At 52.4% G+C, this 17,577-nt stretch carries 15 protein-coding genes; 11 read left to right on the forward strand and 4 right to left on the reverse strand.

The window, feature by feature from the left end; translation table 11 throughout:
• Positions 1 to 10: 10 nt before the first annotated feature.
• Positions 11 to 1,957: an OmpA family protein gene (locus C8E01_RS18960; protein WP_116545033.1), complete on the forward strand. Its 1,947-nt coding sequence runs from the start codon at positions 11 to 13 to the stop codon at positions 1,955 to 1,957.
• A 97-nt stretch (positions 1,958 to 2,054) separates the two neighbouring features.
• Here C8E01_RS18960 and C8E01_RS18965 read toward each other — a convergent pair whose 3' ends face one another.
• A complete protein-coding gene (locus C8E01_RS18965) occupies positions 2,055 to 2,597 on the reverse strand; it encodes a porin family protein (protein ID WP_116545034.1) in 543 nt (180 codons plus the stop codon).
• A gap of 53 nt (positions 2,598 to 2,650) precedes the next feature.
• Positions 2,651 to 3,196, reverse strand: a complete 546-nt coding sequence (locus C8E01_RS18970; RefSeq protein WP_116545035.1) for a hypothetical protein — start codon at positions 3,194 to 3,196, stop codon at positions 2,651 to 2,653.
• A gap of 224 nt (positions 3,197 to 3,420) precedes the next feature.
• On the opposite strand from C8E01_RS18970, the gene C8E01_RS18975 reads away from it, so the two are divergent.
• The 5 genes from C8E01_RS18975 (at position 3,421) to C8E01_RS18995 (ending at position 7,773) form a co-directional block, all read left to right on the forward strand.
• Positions 3,421 to 4,590: an AIR synthase related protein gene (locus tag C8E01_RS18975; protein ID WP_116545036.1), complete on the forward strand. Its 1,170-nt coding sequence runs from the start codon at positions 3,421 to 3,423 to the stop codon at positions 4,588 to 4,590.
• Positions 4,591 to 4,761: 171 nt separating this feature from the next.
• Positions 4,762 to 5,463 carry an outer membrane beta-barrel protein gene (locus tag C8E01_RS18980; RefSeq protein ID WP_116545037.1) on the forward strand — a complete coding sequence of 234 codons (702 nt, stop codon included), beginning with the start codon at positions 4,762 to 4,764 and terminating at the stop codon, positions 5,461 to 5,463.
• A 12-nt stretch (positions 5,464 to 5,475) separates the two neighbouring features.
• On the forward strand, positions 5,476 to 6,162 hold the full coding sequence (locus C8E01_RS18985; protein WP_116545038.1) for an outer membrane beta-barrel protein: 687 nt from the start codon (positions 5,476 to 5,478) through the stop codon (positions 6,160 to 6,162).
• A 10-nt stretch (positions 6,163 to 6,172) separates the two neighbouring features.
• Positions 6,173 to 6,871, forward strand: a complete 699-nt coding sequence (locus C8E01_RS18990) for an outer membrane beta-barrel protein (RefSeq protein WP_133242796.1) — start codon at positions 6,173 to 6,175, stop codon at positions 6,869 to 6,871.
• A 170-nt stretch (positions 6,872 to 7,041) separates the two neighbouring features.
• A complete protein-coding gene (locus C8E01_RS18995) occupies positions 7,042 to 7,773 on the forward strand; it encodes a DUF4476 domain-containing protein (protein WP_116545040.1) in 732 nt (243 codons plus the stop codon).
• Positions 7,774 to 7,957: 184 nt separating this feature from the next.
• Here the strand turns inward: C8E01_RS18995 and C8E01_RS19000 are convergent, their stop codons facing one another.
• The gene (locus C8E01_RS19000) at positions 7,958 to 8,950 is read right to left on the reverse strand and encodes a helix-turn-helix domain-containing protein (RefSeq protein ID WP_243409706.1); all 993 of its coding nucleotides are present in this window, start codon (positions 8,948 to 8,950) and stop codon (positions 7,958 to 7,960) included.
• Between the two features lie 162 nt (positions 8,951 to 9,112).
• Between C8E01_RS19000 and C8E01_RS19005 the strand changes: the two genes are divergently transcribed.
• From C8E01_RS19005 to C8E01_RS19015, 3 genes are all read left to right on the forward strand, one after another.
• Positions 9,113 to 12,148 (forward strand): SusC/RagA family TonB-linked outer membrane protein, encoded by a 3,036-nt coding sequence (locus C8E01_RS19005; RefSeq protein ID WP_116545041.1) that lies wholly within the window; start codon positions 9,113 to 9,115, stop codon positions 12,146 to 12,148.
• Between the two features lie 27 nt (positions 12,149 to 12,175).
• A complete protein-coding gene (locus C8E01_RS19010; protein ID WP_116545042.1) occupies positions 12,176 to 13,693 on the forward strand; it encodes a SusD/RagB family nutrient-binding outer membrane lipoprotein in 1,518 nt (505 codons plus the stop codon).
• Positions 13,694 to 13,771: 78 nt separating this feature from the next.
• Positions 13,772 to 15,088 carry a PepSY-associated TM helix domain-containing protein gene (locus C8E01_RS19015; protein WP_116545043.1) on the forward strand — a complete coding sequence of 439 codons (1,317 nt, stop codon included), beginning with the start codon at positions 13,772 to 13,774 and terminating at the stop codon, positions 15,086 to 15,088.
• Positions 15,089 to 15,262: 174 nt separating this feature from the next.
• Here the strand turns inward: C8E01_RS19015 and C8E01_RS19020 are convergent, their stop codons facing one another.
• Positions 15,263 to 15,760 (reverse strand): DUF4293 domain-containing protein, encoded by a 498-nt coding sequence (locus C8E01_RS19020; RefSeq protein ID WP_116545044.1) that lies wholly within the window; start codon positions 15,758 to 15,760, stop codon positions 15,263 to 15,265.
• 64 nt (positions 15,761 to 15,824) lie between these two features.
• Here C8E01_RS19020 and C8E01_RS19025 point away from each other — a divergent pair, with 64 nt between their 5' ends.
• Together C8E01_RS19025 and C8E01_RS21490 are read left to right on the forward strand one after the other, a co-directional pair.
• The gene (locus tag C8E01_RS19025; RefSeq protein WP_116545045.1) at positions 15,825 to 17,024 is read left to right on the forward strand and encodes an acetyl-CoA C-acyltransferase; all 1,200 of its coding nucleotides are present in this window, start codon (positions 15,825 to 15,827) and stop codon (positions 17,022 to 17,024) included.
• Positions 17,025 to 17,173: 149 nt separating this feature from the next.
• Positions 17,174 to 17,569 (forward strand): hypothetical protein, encoded by a 396-nt coding sequence (locus C8E01_RS21490; RefSeq protein WP_133242797.1) that lies wholly within the window; start codon positions 17,174 to 17,176, stop codon positions 17,567 to 17,569.
• Positions 17,570 to 17,577: the final 8 nt, after the last annotated feature.

The raw sequence follows: 17,577 nt of genomic DNA on the forward strand, positions 1-17,577 counted from the left end.
ACCTACCCTCATGCAGCAGACGCTATCGACCAAGTCAGTGGCCAATTACCTGAAGTTTACAGCAGCCGTTCTGCTGCTGGCAGTGGTGCTCAGCTCCTGCGGCGCAGGCATGTACCTGAGTAAGGCCGACAAGCGCTTCCAGGAAGAGCAGTATGAGCGGGCCATCGAGTTCTACAAGCAGGCACTGAAAGGGGCTAAGAACACCGGCGAGATCAACTACCGCATTGCGGAGTCGTACCGGCTGTCTAACCGACTGGCAGAGGCTGAAACTTACTACAAAGCCGCACTCGACAACAACTATCGCAAGGAAGAGGGCTTCTTCTATTACGGCATGGCCCTGAAGGCCAATGGCAAGTACGAAGCCGCTCTGGGCCAGATGCAGGACTATGCCCGCATCGGCAGCAAGCCGGAGCTCAAGGCTCTCGCCCTGCGCGAAGTAGAGACCCTGAGCCAGTTGAGTGGTATTCTGAAAAAGAACACGGGCTTTGAGATCTATAACCTGGAAGCGCTGAATACCGAGGGCTCTGATTTTGCGCCTTTTGTGCGTGGCAACGAACTGGTTTTCTCGTCCTCCCGCGGACCGGGCAAAACCTACCTGGGCAATGGCGAAGGCTTTCTGAACCTATACGCCACCACGCTCGGCGACACGGCCAACATGGGCGCTGCCGTGCGCAAGCTGGAGGGGGTAAACACCGAAGACCTGCACGATGCGCTGGCTACCTTTGCTGACGAAGGGAACACGATGGTGTTTGCCCGTGGCAACGAAGGCACCAAGAAAGGCCGCCGCAACGTGGACCTGTTCATCTCCTTCTACCGCTCCAACGCCTGGACCGAGCCGAAACTGATTAGCATCAGCGACCCGCGCGCCTGGGATTCTTCTCCGGCTTTCACGCCAGACGGAAGAACACTCTACTTCTCCTCGGATCGCAAAGGGGGACTGGGAGGCAACGACATCTACAAGACCACCATCGATGACAACGGCCGCTTCTCGGCTCCTGAGAATATGGGCCCAAGCATCAACACGCCGGGCAACGAGAGCTATGTGTACGTAGGCCCGGACGGTACGCTCTACATCGCCTCTGATGGTCTGCCAGGGCTGGGCGGACTCGATGTCTTTAAGGTTGAGGATGGCAAACCTGTGAACATGGGTGTGCCGGTTAACTCCAGCGGTGATGATTTCGGCATCTTCTTCCAGGACGCTTTCACGGGGTACATCTCCTCTAACCGCGAAGGTGGCAAAGGAGGCGACGATATCTACGCGATCGCCAGATCGGCGCGCAAACTGGTGAACTTCTTTGTGGACGGTACGGTATACCAGCGCCGCGACAAAGACAAGCAGCAGACGGCGGTACCGAAGACACCGGTGGTGCTGCAGGACAGCAAGGGACAGAAAATAGCCGAAACCAGAGCTGATGCAGAGGGTAAGTTCAGTTTCCCGCTCGACAGCGCAACAGCTTACTCTTTGCTGGCAGAGAAACCCGGCTTCTTCGCTGCCCGGCAGCGCGTGACTACTGTGGGTAAAATGCCACCACAAAACCAGTTGCCGAACGAAGTGAACGAAGTGCGCCTCACCGCTGACCTGCTGCTGACCGAGATCGTGAAAGAGAAGGCCATTGTACTCGAGAACATTTTCTACGACTTCGACAAAGCCGACATCCGACCGGATGCCGCTGAGGAACTCGATAAACTGGTGGAAATACTCGTGGACAACCCGCGCATTTCCATTGAACTGAGCTCACACACCGACTCCCGTGGTGTAGACATCTATAACCAGGACCTGTCGCAGCGCCGTGCCCAGTCTGCCGTGAACTACATCATCTCCAAAGGGATTGATAAGTCGCGCATTACAGCCAAGGGTTATGGCGAGAGCCGCCCGGTAGTGCGCAACGCCAAGACCGAAGACGAGCACCAGCGCAACCGCCGCACCGAATTCAAGGTGGTACGCATACAGGAGTAACAGATAGAAGGCATAGCGTTATACCTTTCCCAAATAAAATCGGCGGCTATAGTCTTGCACTGTAGCCGCCGATACTGTTTCTATACCTGTGCTATACCTAGCGGAAGGTGTATTTCAGGCCTATACTAAGACTACTTACCCGACTAATGTGGTTGTGACTTGGAGCATAAGTCCCGCTGCTGAGCAGCGGTGTGCGATAATCTAGTGAGAGAGCCATTGGCAGCTTTTTGAATTGGTATTCTATACCTACCATCCCGAAAGCAATTGGGCTTATACGGGGTTCGCCCTCATGTTCAAGCGGTGAATTGGTATGGCGCAGTATTCCCGCGCCTGCACCTACATAGGGCCGAAAGCGTTCCGAGAAACCCAGTTTCGGTTGCCAGATATAGCTAAGGGAAGCCAGGTAGTCACGCGAGTAGAAAGGTAGCTTTGTATAGACCTCGAAGGCTGTCTGATCTGTGATGAAGTACTTAGCTGTTAGACCAAGGTCTGTGTAGCCTCCGCCTCCCACTGTGTAACGGAGTCCGATAGTCGCTTTGTAAGATGCTGAAGCTTGTGATTTTGCATCGGGCAAATCCTGTGCATGCACAGCCAGGAAGGTACAAGTGCCGAATAGGGTAAGCAATGTTTTCTTGAGCATAGGTGTGGATTTAGTTTTTGAGCTATTTAAGTTGGAACCGGAGGCCGGTATACCTAGCGGAAGGTGTATTTCAGGCCTATACCTAAATTGCTGGACCTGTAATGGTTCACATAGTTTGGTGTAGTGCGTCCATAGCGCAGGAAGGTCGATCGGTAATCGAGCGAAAGGGCCAGAGGAAGCTTCTTGAAAGAGTATTCAGCGCCGAAAGAAGCAACTCCTACCGGATTAATATAGGAGGCGGGTCCATCGAAGTATGTAGGCGCCGGATTGTTGGTGCGGAGCAAGCCAACACCTATACCTGCATATGGCCTGAGGCGGTTTGATGTAGCGAGTTTTGGCTGCCAGATGTAGCTGAGGGAAGAAAGAAACTGGCGGGATTCAGGATTCACATCGGAGTAAGCCTCTAAGGCAGACTGTTCACCTATGAAATACTTAGCCGTTACGCCCAGGGATAAGCCCGCCGGTCCGGTTGCGTAGCGGAGGCCAACCGCTAGTTTATAAGGTGCCGACACCTGCGGCTTTAACTGCAGCGAATCCTGGGCCTGTACCGATATAAATACGAACAGGCTGAAGCATGAAATCAACAATTTCTTTTTCATATTTTATTTAAGTTTGTTTATATAGAGGAGTCAATATATTGCAGGAAGGTTGCAAGGTATAGGGGTGGCTTTTTCCGAAACGCGCTACTTTATACCTGTTGGATTTGGCTCAGTGAAACGCTGGACCGACCAATAATTGCGGCCACGGCTTTTTTAAAAGCATTTCTTTTTGCCGTATATACAAAGGCCTTTCTTAAATTTGTAAAGCAAGTAAGACCAGCACTATGGAAAATAGATACCTCCGGCGTGGCGTGTCCGCCTCAAAGGAAGACGTGCACAACGCCATCAAGAACATCGACAAAGGACTTTTCCCGAAAGCATTCTGCAAGATCATCCCGGACATCCTCACCGGCGACCCCGAGCACTGCGTGCTCATGCACGCCGACGGCGCGGGCACTAAGTCGGCGCTGGCCTACATGTACTGGAAAGAAACCGGCGACCTGAGCGTGTGGAAAGGTATAGCGCAGGACGCTGTGGTGATGAACACTGACGACCTGCTCTGCGTGGGCGCGATGGATAACATCCTGCTTTCCTCTACCATCGGCCGCAACAAGCACCTGGTTTCGGGCGAGGTGATTGCCGCCATCATCAACGGTACAGAAGAAGTACTGCAAATGCTGCGCGACAACGGCATCGGCATCTACAGCACAGGCGGAGAGACTGCGGACGTGGGCGACCTGGTGCGCACCATCATCGTGGACAGCACCGTGACGGCCCGCATGCGCCGCGACGAAGTGATCTCGAACGACAAAATACAGCCCGGCGACGTGATCGTGGGCTTTGCCTCTTACGGGCAGGCCACTTACGAAGACGAATACAATGGCGGCATGGGCAGCAACGGCCTCACCTCCGCCCGCCACGATGTGTTCCACTCATACCTGTCAGCTTCTTATCCGGAGAGCTACGATCCCGAACTGCCGAAGGACCTGGTGTACTCGGGCAACTACCGCGTGACCGATGTGGAGCCTGAGACAGGTATAGAAGTGGGCAAGCTGGTGCTTTCGCCAACGCGTACCTATGCGCCGATCGTGAAGGAAATCCTCAACCAGCACCGTCCGCACATACACGGCATGGTGCACTGTAGTGGCGGCGCGCAGACCAAAGTGCTGCACTTCACCGACAAGGTACACATCATCAAAGACAACCTCTTCCCGGTACCGCCGCTGTTCCGCATCATTCAGGAGCAGAGCCACACCGACTGGAAAGAGATGTACAAGGTTTTTAACATGGGCCACCGCCTCGAGATCTACCTGCCGGAGCAACACGCCCAAAGCCTGATCGACATTTCGAAGTCCTTCAACGTGGACGCTCAGATTGTTGGCCGCGTAGAAGCCAGCGAACGCAACGAACTCACGATTAAGACGGATAAAGGGGAGTTTTACTACGAAGGATAAGCTTTCGGGTAAGATTTGAAGAGAAACCACAGGTATAGCGCCTGTGGTTTTTTGTTTTACAACGCTAGCGGTAGGTTTCTCATTTAATAGGTTAGAATAAAATTTAGGTATAAGTTAATTCGTTCATAATATAGTTATATATTAAGAATATAATTCTTGTTCTATACTTATATGAAAACAAACATTATCCTTTTATGGAGTTTCTTGCTAGCTCCCTTTTCTGCCATAGCCAGTGAAGGGGATACAGCTAAAGTCAGTTATGATAAACTCTATGGAGGTATAAGCTTTAGCACGGTATCGCATCATATCTATTACAAAGACTCCAAAGCCCAAGATATTATCAGTTCTGGCTACTTTGCTCCACTTTCTTTATACCTGGGCTACAATTTCGGCAGGAACATGCGGGTGCAGGCAGGTTTGGCTTATGGCGGCAGTTCAGAGAAATATACCTTGACGCCAGACAACAAAGTGTTCCATACAGCTTCCTCCCGTACGCATGTTATCGCAATGCCGGTGACGCTGCAACATGTCATGTTTAAATTTTTTAGGCGATTCCCGATGTATGCTACGGGTACACTGATGCCTGCCTACGGTATATCAAAGACAGAATATTCTCAGTCAGAGAACGGAGTCACAGCAGAGGTAAACAAAATTACAGAGAAAGGAATCAACACTTTCGTGACGGCTGGTATTGGGCTTAACTATAAAATAAGCCCGCGCCTTTACGGTCAGGTAGAGTACCATGCCTTGAAGCATAACCTGACTGGTGGAAACTCTTTCTTTCATGACTGGGACCAAGGATTTACAGGGTTTCTGCATTTCTATAAGTCAGTAGGTATAGGTCTGAATTATAAGCTTGGTCTGGAAGATTAATAAACAGCAATCATGAAAACATGCTTAACACTTCTTTTGCCCGTGCTATTCTGTTTCTCAGCTATCGCGCAGCAAGAACCTTCGTACATCGAGAAAGGAAAATTCACTTTAGGGCTTAACCTACAGACAGTCTCCTACCACATCTACTACAAAGAAGGCAAAACGCGGGGACCTGTCCGATCGGGTTATTTCACACCCATTTCTTTAAATACGGGCTATCAGCTTTCAGATAGGGCGAGTGTGCGGATAGGCCTTGGGTTTGGTGGAGACAGAGATAGGCTGACGGAGCAAATACAGGATGTCGAGTACAAGCATGATTCAAGAACTTTTGCCCTCGTAAGCTCGCTTTCCTTTTACCATACCTTCCTTAACCTGTACAGGAAACTGCCGATCTACGGTACTGTCTCGGTTGTGCCGGCCTATGGCTTCACAAGTCTGCAGGCCACCCATAACGGCGCAAATAGCCCTGTTTCGCATACTGTTAAAGAGAATGGCCTCAATGTGTTTGCCATGGCGGGAGTGGGTTTTAACTACCAGATCAGTAACAGGCTATACGGGAATATGGCATACTTCTTTTACAAGAAGAACCTGTCCGGCATGAATTCGTCACATTATGATTGGGACCAAGGGTATGGCTTGAGGAGTATCACCAAGTCATTTGAGCTTGGAGTGAATTATAAACTTGGTGTGGAAAAATAATCAGCTCCTGATGAAAACATACTTGACTTTATTCGCGCTATACCTAACCCTTTCCTTTCCGGCCATAGCTAGTGATGACGACACGGCTAAAGTGAGCGAAAGCAAATTTTACACAGGTATAGGATTAACCACCATCACCTACCACATCTATTACAAAGATTCCTCACCAGCGAGGCACTTGACGTCGGGCTATTTCACCCCCGTTACTTTGCTTGTCGGGTATAAAGTTAATGATAGGGTTCGTTTACAAACAGGAGTAGGCTATGGGGGCAGTAGCGATAAAGCGGAGTGGTCGCGTAATCATCAGGCTACAGATACGGTAAGGTATAGAGCTGCTTCCCGCACCAAGGTGTTGTCTATACCTGTCACGGTTCAGGCAGACCTTTTCAAAGCTTTCAGGCGTGTTCCTTTGTATGGTACGGTGTCAGCTATAACAGCCTACGGGAACACCAAAAGCAGCTTGACGGAAACACTGCATGGAGTGCCCGTCACAGTTTACACAAAGGATAGGGGAGTGAATGTTTTCCTGATGGCGGGCTTAGGAACAAATTTTAAAATAAGTAATCAGTTTAGAGGCTATACAGAGCTATATCTTCTCAAAAGGAACCTGACAGGCAACAACGATTTTGATTATGACTGGGAAGCTTACTCTCCCTGGGGCCGTCGCCTCTTTAAATCGTTTGCTTTTGGGGTGAATTATCAGCTTTAGCTGAGGCAGGCCCTCTTATCAAAAACCACAGCTCCTATTCCTGTGGTTTCTCGTTAATACCTATACCTGCAAACCAAAGAATCCCCGCAGACAAAGCCCGCTCTTCTTTAGTTCCACAAACTGGCACAATAATTGGCTTGGCTGAAGTATACGCTAAAACCTATACTGCCATGAAAAAGCTTCTACTCCCGCTTCTGTTTGTGCTGCTGGCGTTGCCGGCTTTCGCACAACCCACTGTTGTGACCTTTACTACCCACCGGGGCGAACTGTTCCAGATGGCGCTGGATGGGCGCCTGATCAACCGAACGGCTTCCAACTTTGTGCGCATCACGCACCTGCGGCCCGGCAACCACTATGTAGAGTTCCGGATCAGAGGCCGCCATGGCATTTACAGAACAGGTATAAACGTGCTGGCCCGCGCCGGATACGAAACGAATTATTCTGTGCGGGTATCGGGTAGAAAAGTAGCCCTGCATGTGATCAGCGAAATACCGCTGGGCCCGCCACCGGTAGTGGTCGTGCCGCCGCGCTACCCCGACCGCTACGAGCCTGCTCCGCCACGCTATGAGCCAGTGCCGCCGCGCTACGAAGAATCAACCGGTGCCTGCCGCAACCTGCTCGACCGCTATGACGTGGATCGCCTCATCGACGCCATGAAAGGCCGCGACTTCGAGAGCACCCGCCTCACTATTGCCCGCGAGGCAGTGCGCAACAGCAGCATCCTGTCAGAGGACCTGCGCAATGTACTGTTGCAATTTGAGTTCGAAAGCACCCGACTGGAGTTTGCCAAGTTCGCCTACGGCAGCGTGTGCGACAAAGAGCGCTTCTACTACATCTACGACATTTTCAAGTTCGATCACCACGTGCGGGAACTGGAGGAATATACCAGCCGGAGAAGGTGATTTAAGTTAAAAGGTTAGAAAGTTAGAAAGGTAAAAAGTGAAGAGCAGCGTAGGGTAATCCTGCGTTGCTCTTTTATTAGGTATAGCAGGTGTTAAGGTATAGCAAGTAACAGGTATACCGAAGGGCCTTTTGTCCTTTGTCAAAAAATCCTTTGTCAAAAAGCCGTTTACATAAGGCACACGCCTAGGACTTGATCTTCTGAGGCAGGTAGCCGAAGTGTTTCTTGAAAGCCGCCGTGAAGTGGGCGGCGTACTTAAAGCCCAGGGCGCTGGCAATGTCCCCTATTTTCTGATCACCTTCGAGCAGCATTTTGCGGGCCTGCTCCATGCGGTAATTGTTCAGGTAGCCAAACACTGTGGTGCCGAAAACCTGCTTGAAGTGCTTTTTGAGGTAGTACTCATTCGTGCCGACCATGTGGGCCAGGTCGATCAGCGAGCAGGGGCACTCCATGTTCTGAAGGATCAGGTCGCGGGCGTGGAGCATCTTTTCGATATCCGTCTGCTTTAGCCCGTTTGTGCTCGGCGCTTCATTCTGTTCGCATAACTCAAACTGTAGCATCAGCAGCTCAATCACCTTCGCCTGCACAAACATGCGCTTGCTGTAGCCTGTGTAGGTGCAGTTGAGCAACTCGTGCAGCACCGCTGTGATCTTGGGCGTAATGGGCAAATTCCCTTTTCTAAGCCGTGCGGGCTTGCCTGCCAGGATATGCTCCCGCAACTCTGAAAAAGGGCTTCCTGCTTCAGGGAGATAGTGCAGCAGAAAGTCCGAGGGGATGTATATTGTCATCATCTCCACCTGCGGGTCGGGCTTTATCTCTTGCTGTGCCTGGGCGTCGGAGAAGAACAGGAGGTTGTGCTGGTGGGCGTCAAAGCTGGCAAATGGCTTCGGGCTATCCCCGACTCTAAAAGAGCTCTTTCCCCGCATCGAAAAGTATAGCTGTGCAAAGTCCTCGCTGTTAAAGCACCCTACCATCTTCTTTGTGGACAGGCTAATAGCGGTATGGCTGAAGTGAATTTCGCCGGATGGAAAGCGCATGTTGGCCTCGGCGGTAGCACGTGCATCCTGGCCCTGGCAGGCGCAGAAGGTGGGCCGGTTCTGCTCAACCAGCTGCTGGCTGGTGCAGTCCCGCTCACTGATTCCCGGTTCGCTCACGTCTTGCTCCATGTTTTCCCTCATTTGATAAAAGTATTCCCTTACCCGTTACTGAAATAGCTTTGTAAGCTATACTTTTGCGCAAGTTAAGTTTATTTAGACTATATCTAAATAGCATGCAAGATAAAAAAAGGCAATGCCTTCTTCAGAATTGCCTTGAAGCCAAATACTATACCTTATAAAGATATGTTCAAACATTTACTGGCGTCGGCTTTCCTTATGCTTATGGCGCTTGGAGTTTCAGCGCAGGACCTGGCTGTTACGGGGCAGGTGATAGAGCAGACTACTGGCACGGCACTACCCGGTGTTACGGTCAGAGTAAAAGAAACAAACAACGGCACTACAACAAACCCGGACGGTGCTTTTCAGATTCGTGCAAAAGAGGGGGAGGTGCTGGTTTTCTCATACATCGGCTATGCCTCTCAGGAAGTGCCGGTAAACGGAAACGCTGGCTCATTGCAAGTGGAGCTTCAGCCCGGCAATACACAGCTATCCGAAGTGGTGGTAACAGGCGCACTCGGTATTAAGCGGCCCGCCCGCGAACTGGGAACAGCCAGTGCCCAGCTTAACACCGCCGAACTGAACCAGGGCAAAGTGGTGAACCCTGTTCTTGGGCTGGCCAGCAAGGTGTCGGGCCTACGCATCAACATGTTCGACAGCAAGGTAGACCCGGATGTGCAGGTGAACCTGCGCGGCATACGCTCCCACACCGGCAACAACGCCCCGCTTTACGTGGTGGACGGTGTGCCTATACCTGACATCAACCGCCTCAACCCGAACGATATCGAAAGCATCAACGTGCTGAAAGGCGCCAACGCCGCGGCTGTGTATGGTTCTGACGGTGTGAACGGTGTGCTAATGATCACAACAAAGAAAGGCCGTGCAGGAGCGCAGCGCATCAACTTCTCGAACACAACTACTTTTGATAAAATAAGCCGCCTGCCGGAGCAGCAGACAGAGTTCGGGCAGGGACTGAACGGCGTATACGACCCGCTGCAGTACCAGTCGTGGGGACCGCGCTTTGACGAGGAGGTGCGCCCGGTGGGACCTGTGCTGCCCGACGGCAGCCAGTGGCAACTGCCCTACAGCCCGCACCCGGACGGCAGAAAAGCGTTCTTCAACACCGGCTTCACCACCCAGAACGACCTGAACTTTTCAGGTGGCGACGAGAAATCGACTTACTATTTCTCGCTGCAGGATGTGGTGACCAAAGGCATCATTGAGGGCGACAAAAACAGACGTTCCGGTGCCCGTTTCAATGGCTCCCGTTCGTTCGGCAAACTGAGCACCAGCTATAACCTCAACTACGTGTTCAACAAAAGCGACGTGACGCAGAGCGAGCCTTGGTCCACGGTATACCGCCTGCCGGTCAGCCTGCCTTTTGCCGACCTGAAAGACTGGGAAAACACGCCGCATGCCAACCCGAACTACTGGTTCAGCACCAACCAGCCCAACCCATACTTCAACGCCGACAACCAGCGCACGGTAAACGAGCAGCAAACCCTGACCGGAAACATCGAGCTCAACTACGAGATCGCTCCCTGGATAAACGCCATCTACCGCCTTGGCCTTTACAGCCGCAACACCGACACGCGCACCACCGTGGGTAAGTTTACTTACACCACGCCGGGCCGCACCAATATCCCGGGCAGCGTGAACGACGCGACCAACAACTTCCGCCGCATCAACAGCGACTTCATCCTGGACATGCACAAGGACTTCGGTAAGTTCAGCACACGCCTGTTGCTGGGCAACAACCTGCGCACCGACGACAGCAAGACAACCAACCTGAGCGCCTCGGCGCTGGTAGTGCCCGGCCTGTTTAACCAGGACAACCGCCTGGGGCAGTTGGGTGGTCAGTCCGCTATCAGACAGAGAAGACAGGTGGCGGTGTTCGGGGAACTGACAGCCGGCTACAACAACTACCTGTTCCTGACCTTTACCGGTCGCCAAGAGGCCGTGTCGGTGCTGAGTCCGGAGAACCGCAGCTACTTTTACCCAGGCGTGAGTTCGTCTTTCGTGTTCAGCGATGCCATCGATGCCCTGAAAAACAACAGTACCCTGTCTTACGGTAAGGTATACGCTTCCTACAACAAGACCGGCAACGTGGTAGTGGAGCCTTACCAACTGCAGAACGTGTATAGCCAGAGCAACGGCTTTCCTTACGGCAACCTGCCGGGCTTTAGCCTGGGCACCTCGGATGCCAACCCGAACCTGAAGCCTGAATTTGTGACCTCACTGGAGGTGGGTACGCAGCTGAGCTTCTTCCAGAACCGCCTGAACCTGGAAGCCGCCTACGTAGATGCCAAAACCACAGACGGTACCATCCTGGCTGACATCTCTGCCGGTTCCGGCTTCACATCGGCTTGGGTTAATGCGTTTAAGGCGAGCAACAAGATCATTGAGTTGAACATCAACGGCGATGTGATCCAGCGCGGCGACCTGGTGTGGAACGTGGGCGCGAACCTCACGCACATCAAGAGCAAAGTAGACGAGATCTACGGTGGTATCGATCAGCTGTTCCACTTCCGCCAGAATTACCTGATCGTGGGCAAGCCTTACAACAGCTACTTGTTCACCGATTACAAGCGCGATCCGCAAGGTCGGGTGATCGTGGACCCAAAAACTGGCAACCCGGTAAGTGGTTCTGAACTCTACTATGGCGGCACCGGCACACCGCCATATCAACTGGGCCTCAACACCTCACTGCACTACAAAGGCTTGCAACTGGGCGCGCAGTTTGATTGGCGCATGGGCGCCGTGGTATACACCGAGGCAGCAGCTCGTATGATTTCGGACGGTACCAGCCCGCTCACCACGCAGTATGGCCGAGAGCCGTTCGTGATCCCGAACTCCGTGATCGAGACTTCTCCGGGTGTGTTCACACCCAACACCGAGATACAGACCAAAGGCGACCGCAACTACTTTGCGAACCACTATGCCACCGTGCAGTCGAACTACGCCGTGAGCGCCGACTTCTTCAAACTGCGAGAACTGAGCCTGAGCTATACCTTGCCAATGGAATGGCTGGATGGTCAGAACCTGGTGAAAGAGGCGACCATTGGCTTTGTGGGCCGCAACCTGTTCTCTATCTGGGCAAAAGATAACATTTACAACGATCCGGAGTTTGTGTACGCCGGCGGAAGCAGCGAGGGCTACATGAGTTGGAGACACCTGCCACCAACCCGTACGTTTGGTTTCAATGTAAATGTGGCATTCTAAATAAGATCATTCTGCAGACTTAGCGATATGAAAAAGTTATTATCCCTTATCCTGATCGCACTGATAGGCACCGCTTTTACCGCCTGCGATAGCTTCCTGGATACAAACGTGAACCCCAATGCGCCGACCGATGTGCCGGTAGAACAAAAATTACCTACTGCACTTGTCAAGACAGTGAACCTCGAAACGGGTGCTCTGAACCAACTGGGCGCTGTGTGGGCAGGCTACTGGGCCAAAGCAACGGACGGCCCGGTAAACACCTCGCTTTTCAGACTGGAGGAAACCTATGGCGTAGAGGCCATGTCATTTGACCGCGACGGTCGTCCGATCTGGGAAGACAGCTATACCACGCTGGTGAACTACAAAGACATCGAGAACAGCGCCTCCGCCACTGGCGACCTGGCTTATGTAGGTATAGCGAAGATCATGCAGGGCTGGCACTTTATGCGGCTTGTAGATCTTTACAACAACGTGCCTTTCTCAGATGCGCTGCAGGGCAGCAAAAACGTAACGCCGAAGTACGAAGACGGACAGGTGGTATATGACGGTGCTATCAATCTGATCACAGCAGGTATAGAGGACATCAAAGCAGCTCCTGCCTTGTCTAAAAAGCCGGTGACCGACGATGTGATTTTCAAAGGCAACCTGACACTCTGGATTAAGTTCGCCAATACCATTAAGCTGAGAGCTTTGCTTCGCCAGTCTGAAGCCGGAAGAGAAGGCTATATCAACGACGAGTTGGCCAAGATCAAGCAGGAGGGAAGCGGTTTTCTGGGTGCCGGTGAGAGTGCCCTGGTGAATCCGGGCTACCAGATTACGGCCGGTCTGCAAAATCCTTTCTGGGATACCTACTACCGCAACCAGGCCGGAGCGCTTACCACGGGCTACAACACCCTGCGCCCCACGGCATACCTGGTGCAGCAGTACAAAGAGCGCAACGACCCGCGCCTGCCCAAACTCTACCGCAGCGTGAATGGTGACTACGTGGGCGTACCGCTTGGAGCAACCAGTGCTGACTTTACCATGGCAAAAACATCGGCTTTGCTGGGACCGAACGAGAACGGCAACCAACCGGCAGGCCTGTTGAAAAGTGCGCAACAACCATCCGTATTGCTGTCTTCTTTCGAGAGCTTGTTTTTGCAGGCCGAGGCAGCCGAGCGAGGCTGGTTGAGCGGAGCAGAGCAACTTTATGAGGAGGCTATCAAAGAGTCGTTCAAATACACGACGGTGCCGGCAGGAGAATTTGTGGCGTATAATGCGCAGCCATCTGTTAACTTTGCACTTGCCCCGAACAAAATAGAGCGCATCATCGAGCAGAAGTGGCTGGCGCTGAACAGCATCAGCAGCATCGAGGTCTGGAACGACTCCAGGAGATTGGGCTACCTGAGCAGGTTGCCACAGTCGCTGCAGAGCCCGTCGGCTGACCCGGATTTCAGGCCACGAAGATTGACTTACCGTCAGTCGGAGGTATACACCAACAGCGAAGAAGTAGCAAGGCAGGGGGCCATAGACCCATTCCGTTCGCGGGTGTTCTGGAACAAGTAAAAGAAAATAGTAATACAAAATACCTTCCCTTCCTTGCCGGCAAAAGCAAGGAAGGGATTTTAGCTAAACATCACCACCATGAAGCAAAAACAAAAATCGACCTGGCAAAAGGTGCGCAAGCTGTTCAATGACCTCCACCTGTGGATGGGTATAGCGAGCGGCCTTATCCTGTTTGTAGTCTGCCTGAGCGGCACGATCTATACCTTCAATACCGAGGTGCAGGAGTTTATGGAGCCGGAGAAGTTTACCGTGCAGGTAGAGCAGGGGACTGAGCCCATGGCAGCAGAGGCGATTATTGCTAAAGTGGCAGCCGAGACGGGCGGTAAGGTCAGCGCTATTACCATACCTGCCGACGCCAATCGCACCTATACCCTGAATGTAAAGAAGGAAGATAAAGGGGTTGAAGGAAAAGGTGGTGAAGCCCGTGGCGGTGAAAGAGGCGGTCGTGATAAGGGCGGTGAAGGTAAAAAAGGTCCGGAAGGTGCCGTGGCCAAAGGCGGACCGTCTGGCGGACCTGGCGGCAAAGGCGGCCGGGGTACTAACTACCTTGTGAACCCCTACACAGCTGAAGTAATTGGCACAACCGAAAGCCCGACCTCAGAGTTTTTCATGACCATGTTCCGTCTGCACCGCTGGCTGCTGCTCGATACCGAAGTAGGCCGTCCGATTGTGGGCTGGGCAACCGTCATCTTCACGCTGATCGTGATCAGTGGCCTGGTGATCTGGATTCCGCAGAAAGTGAAGAACTGGCGACAAGGCCTTAAAATAAAGTGGAGCGGCAACTGGAAGCGCGTGAATCATGACCTGCATAACTCGCTTGGTTTCTATTCGTCTTTCCTGTTGCTGGTGATGTCGCTTACCGGCCTTACCTGGTCGTTTGAGTGGTACAAAGAAGGCTTCTTTAAAGTGCTGGGCGTAGAGCAGCCGAAAGATCGCAAGGAAGAACCGCTTTTTTCAAAAGTGCCAGCTGACCTGTCTCAGGCCGCTACGCTTACGATTGCAGACTACGTGAAGGCAGCCGATGCCGCACTGCCTTACAAAGGCGATTACCGCATTTCATTGTCAACAGACTCAGCCGCTACTGTTTCGATCAACAAAAACAAAGTAGGCTTTTTCGCGCCTGCGGCTTCAGACAAACTGCAGCTTGACCAGTACAGCGGCGAGGTGCTGAAAGCAGATATATTTGCTGATAAGCCGTTCAATGAGAAAATCACATCATCCATCAAGCCACTCCATGTGGGCAATGTGTATGGTACTTTCTCCAAGATCCTGTACTTCATCGCCTGCCTTGTGGCGACTAGCTTACCCATAACAGGCACCATCATCTGGATCAACAAGCTGCGCAAGAAGTCAAAGAAGGGTGCTATACCTGTGGCGAGAAAAGCGACAGCTTAAGGGAAGTAGCATTGGAAAATTTTGTCATTTCGAACGCCAGTGAGAAATCTGGGGGTTCACTGGTCCTGTAGCGTTTCAGATTTCGCACTGGCGTTCGAAATGACAGACGTGATGTTTAAACAAAAAAGGCTTCCCCGGTAAGGAGAAGCCTTTTTTGTTGCGGCTTGCTATACCTTATCGCAGCCTGTCTACAGAGCGAACCAGGTCTTCGTCTCTCTTAATGAAACGGTTAGCCAGGGCATTGAGCAGGAGTGCCAGGATGGGCATGTAAAAACCAGCTTCGTAGCTGCCTTCGTTGCCGGCAGCCATTGCGTTACCTACATAATTGGCATAGTAAAACGACGTGCCAAACAGCGCGATCAATACCAGTGAGTTGATGAGGCCAAACTTCATTTGAGTGAGGCGGCTCTTGTACTGGAAAATTTCATACAGAGCCACACCTGCAGCCACGATAGCCAATATGCCAATCGCGATGGTGCTTGTACCTGTCTGTGCGCCCGCCTGCACGGCCTCGCCTTGCTCGTTCACGGTCTGGAAAAACAGGTTCCAGGCGGTCAGCACAACTTCTTCTCCGGTAGTAATATCTACTTTAGACCAGAGCGGCAAAAACAGCAGCGACACCATGGCCACCACGATGAGGGCCAGAAATACGGTTTGAATTCTTTGTATCATAAGGGGGTTAATTTAACTTGCAAAGAGATGCAAAATTAGACAAAGACCTGTAAAACAAAAATTGATGAGCACAGCTTATATAATTGATATCGTCAGAACACCCGTTGGCAAGTTTACCGGCGCCCTCAGCAGCGTGCGGCCAGACGACATGGCGGCTTTTATTTTGAAGGAGCTAATGGCTCGCAATCCGCAGATAGACCCAAGTCTGATCGAGGATGTGGTGCTGGGCGCTGCCAACCAGGCTGGCGAAGACAACCGCAACGTGGCCCGTATGGCGCTGCTGCTGGCTGGTCTGCCGCACGAGATTGGTGGCGTGACCGTGAACCGGCTTTGTGCTTCGGGCTTGCAGTCTATTATCGATGCAGGCCGTGCTATTACCTGCGGCGATGGTGCCGTATACCTGGCCGGTGGCGTGGAGAGCATGACGCGTGCCCCTTTCGTGATGGCCAAAGCCGAAACCGCTTTCGCCCGCACCCCTGAAATCTACGACACCACCATCGGCTGGCGTTTCGTGAACAACACGCTTTCGTCGATGCACTACCCGCATACCATGGGGGAGACGGCCGAGAATGTGGCTGAGCGCTACGGTGTTTCACGTGAAGCGCAGGATGAGTTCGCCCACAGTTCGCAGCTCAAGTATAAGGCGGCTGCCGAGGCTGGCAAGTTCAAAGATGAGATCGCACCTATACCTGTTCCGCAGCGCAAAGGCGACCCGATCATCTTCGACACCGACGAGCACCCACGACTTTCTTCCGTGGAAAAACTGGGTACGCTGGGCGCGGCCTTTAAAAAAGGCGGCACTGTAACGGCAGGCAACGCCTCCGGCATAAACGACGGCGCAGCGGCATCGTTGGTCGTGAGTGAGGAAATCGTAAAGCGCTTTAACCTGAAGCCAATGGCCCGTATTGTGTCAGCGGCCGTGGCAGGGGTAGAGCCCGCTTATATGGGGATGGGCCCAGTGCCGGCTACCCTGAAAGCCCTGAAAAGAGCGGGTCTCACCATCAACGACATTGGCCTGGCAGAGATAAACGAGGCATTTGCAGCACAGGCTATACCTTGTGTGCAGGAACTCGGCATCAACCCGGAGATCGTAAACGTGAACGGCGGCTCTATTGCGATTGGTCACCCACTGGGGGCAAGCGGTACCCGCATCTCGGCTACGTTGCTGCATGAGATGAAGCGCCGCGACAACGTGCGTTACGGGCTGGCCACCATGTGTGTGGGTGTTGGACAGGGGGCAGCGATTATCTACGAGAAACTGTAATCAGGTATATACCTTCTTAAAAAAGCCATTTTGTGCAAGCAGAGTGGCTTTTTCGTTTTTACACATCAAAACAGAAAATATTAGCGACACCTATATAGCCTTTTGGCATATACTTTGATTTGAATGTTTTCGGACTAAAATTTAAGTGTATGAAAAAGGTATTGACGATTGTGCTGATGACCATGCTGATGGTTGTTGGAGGAGAGGCCGCTATAGCGAAAGATCATGACCACCGAAAGTGTAAAGACAGACACCACTCCAAAGGGAAGGTGGTATATGTAGATAAGAAATACCGCGGCCACGATGACTGCAAGCACTGCAAGAGTCACCGCGATAAGCGCTACGCCAGCAAAAGCTGTTGCTCGCACCACGATGACAGGTATAGCCGGAACGACCGCAGATGGGAGCGGGACCGGGATTATGACCGTGACCACCGAGGCAGGGTAGAAGACCGCCGCCATATCCCAACCAGCCGTGAGGCGCGTGATCGGGCCCTTGCAAAAGTTATCTTGGAAGAACGGCACAGAAGCCAAAACAAAAGATAGAGAGCATT

Origin of the sequence: Pontibacter virosus (assembly GCF_003096355.1) — a bacterium.
GTDB lineage: Bacteria > Bacteroidota > Bacteroidia > Cytophagales > Hymenobacteraceae > Pontibacter > Pontibacter virosus.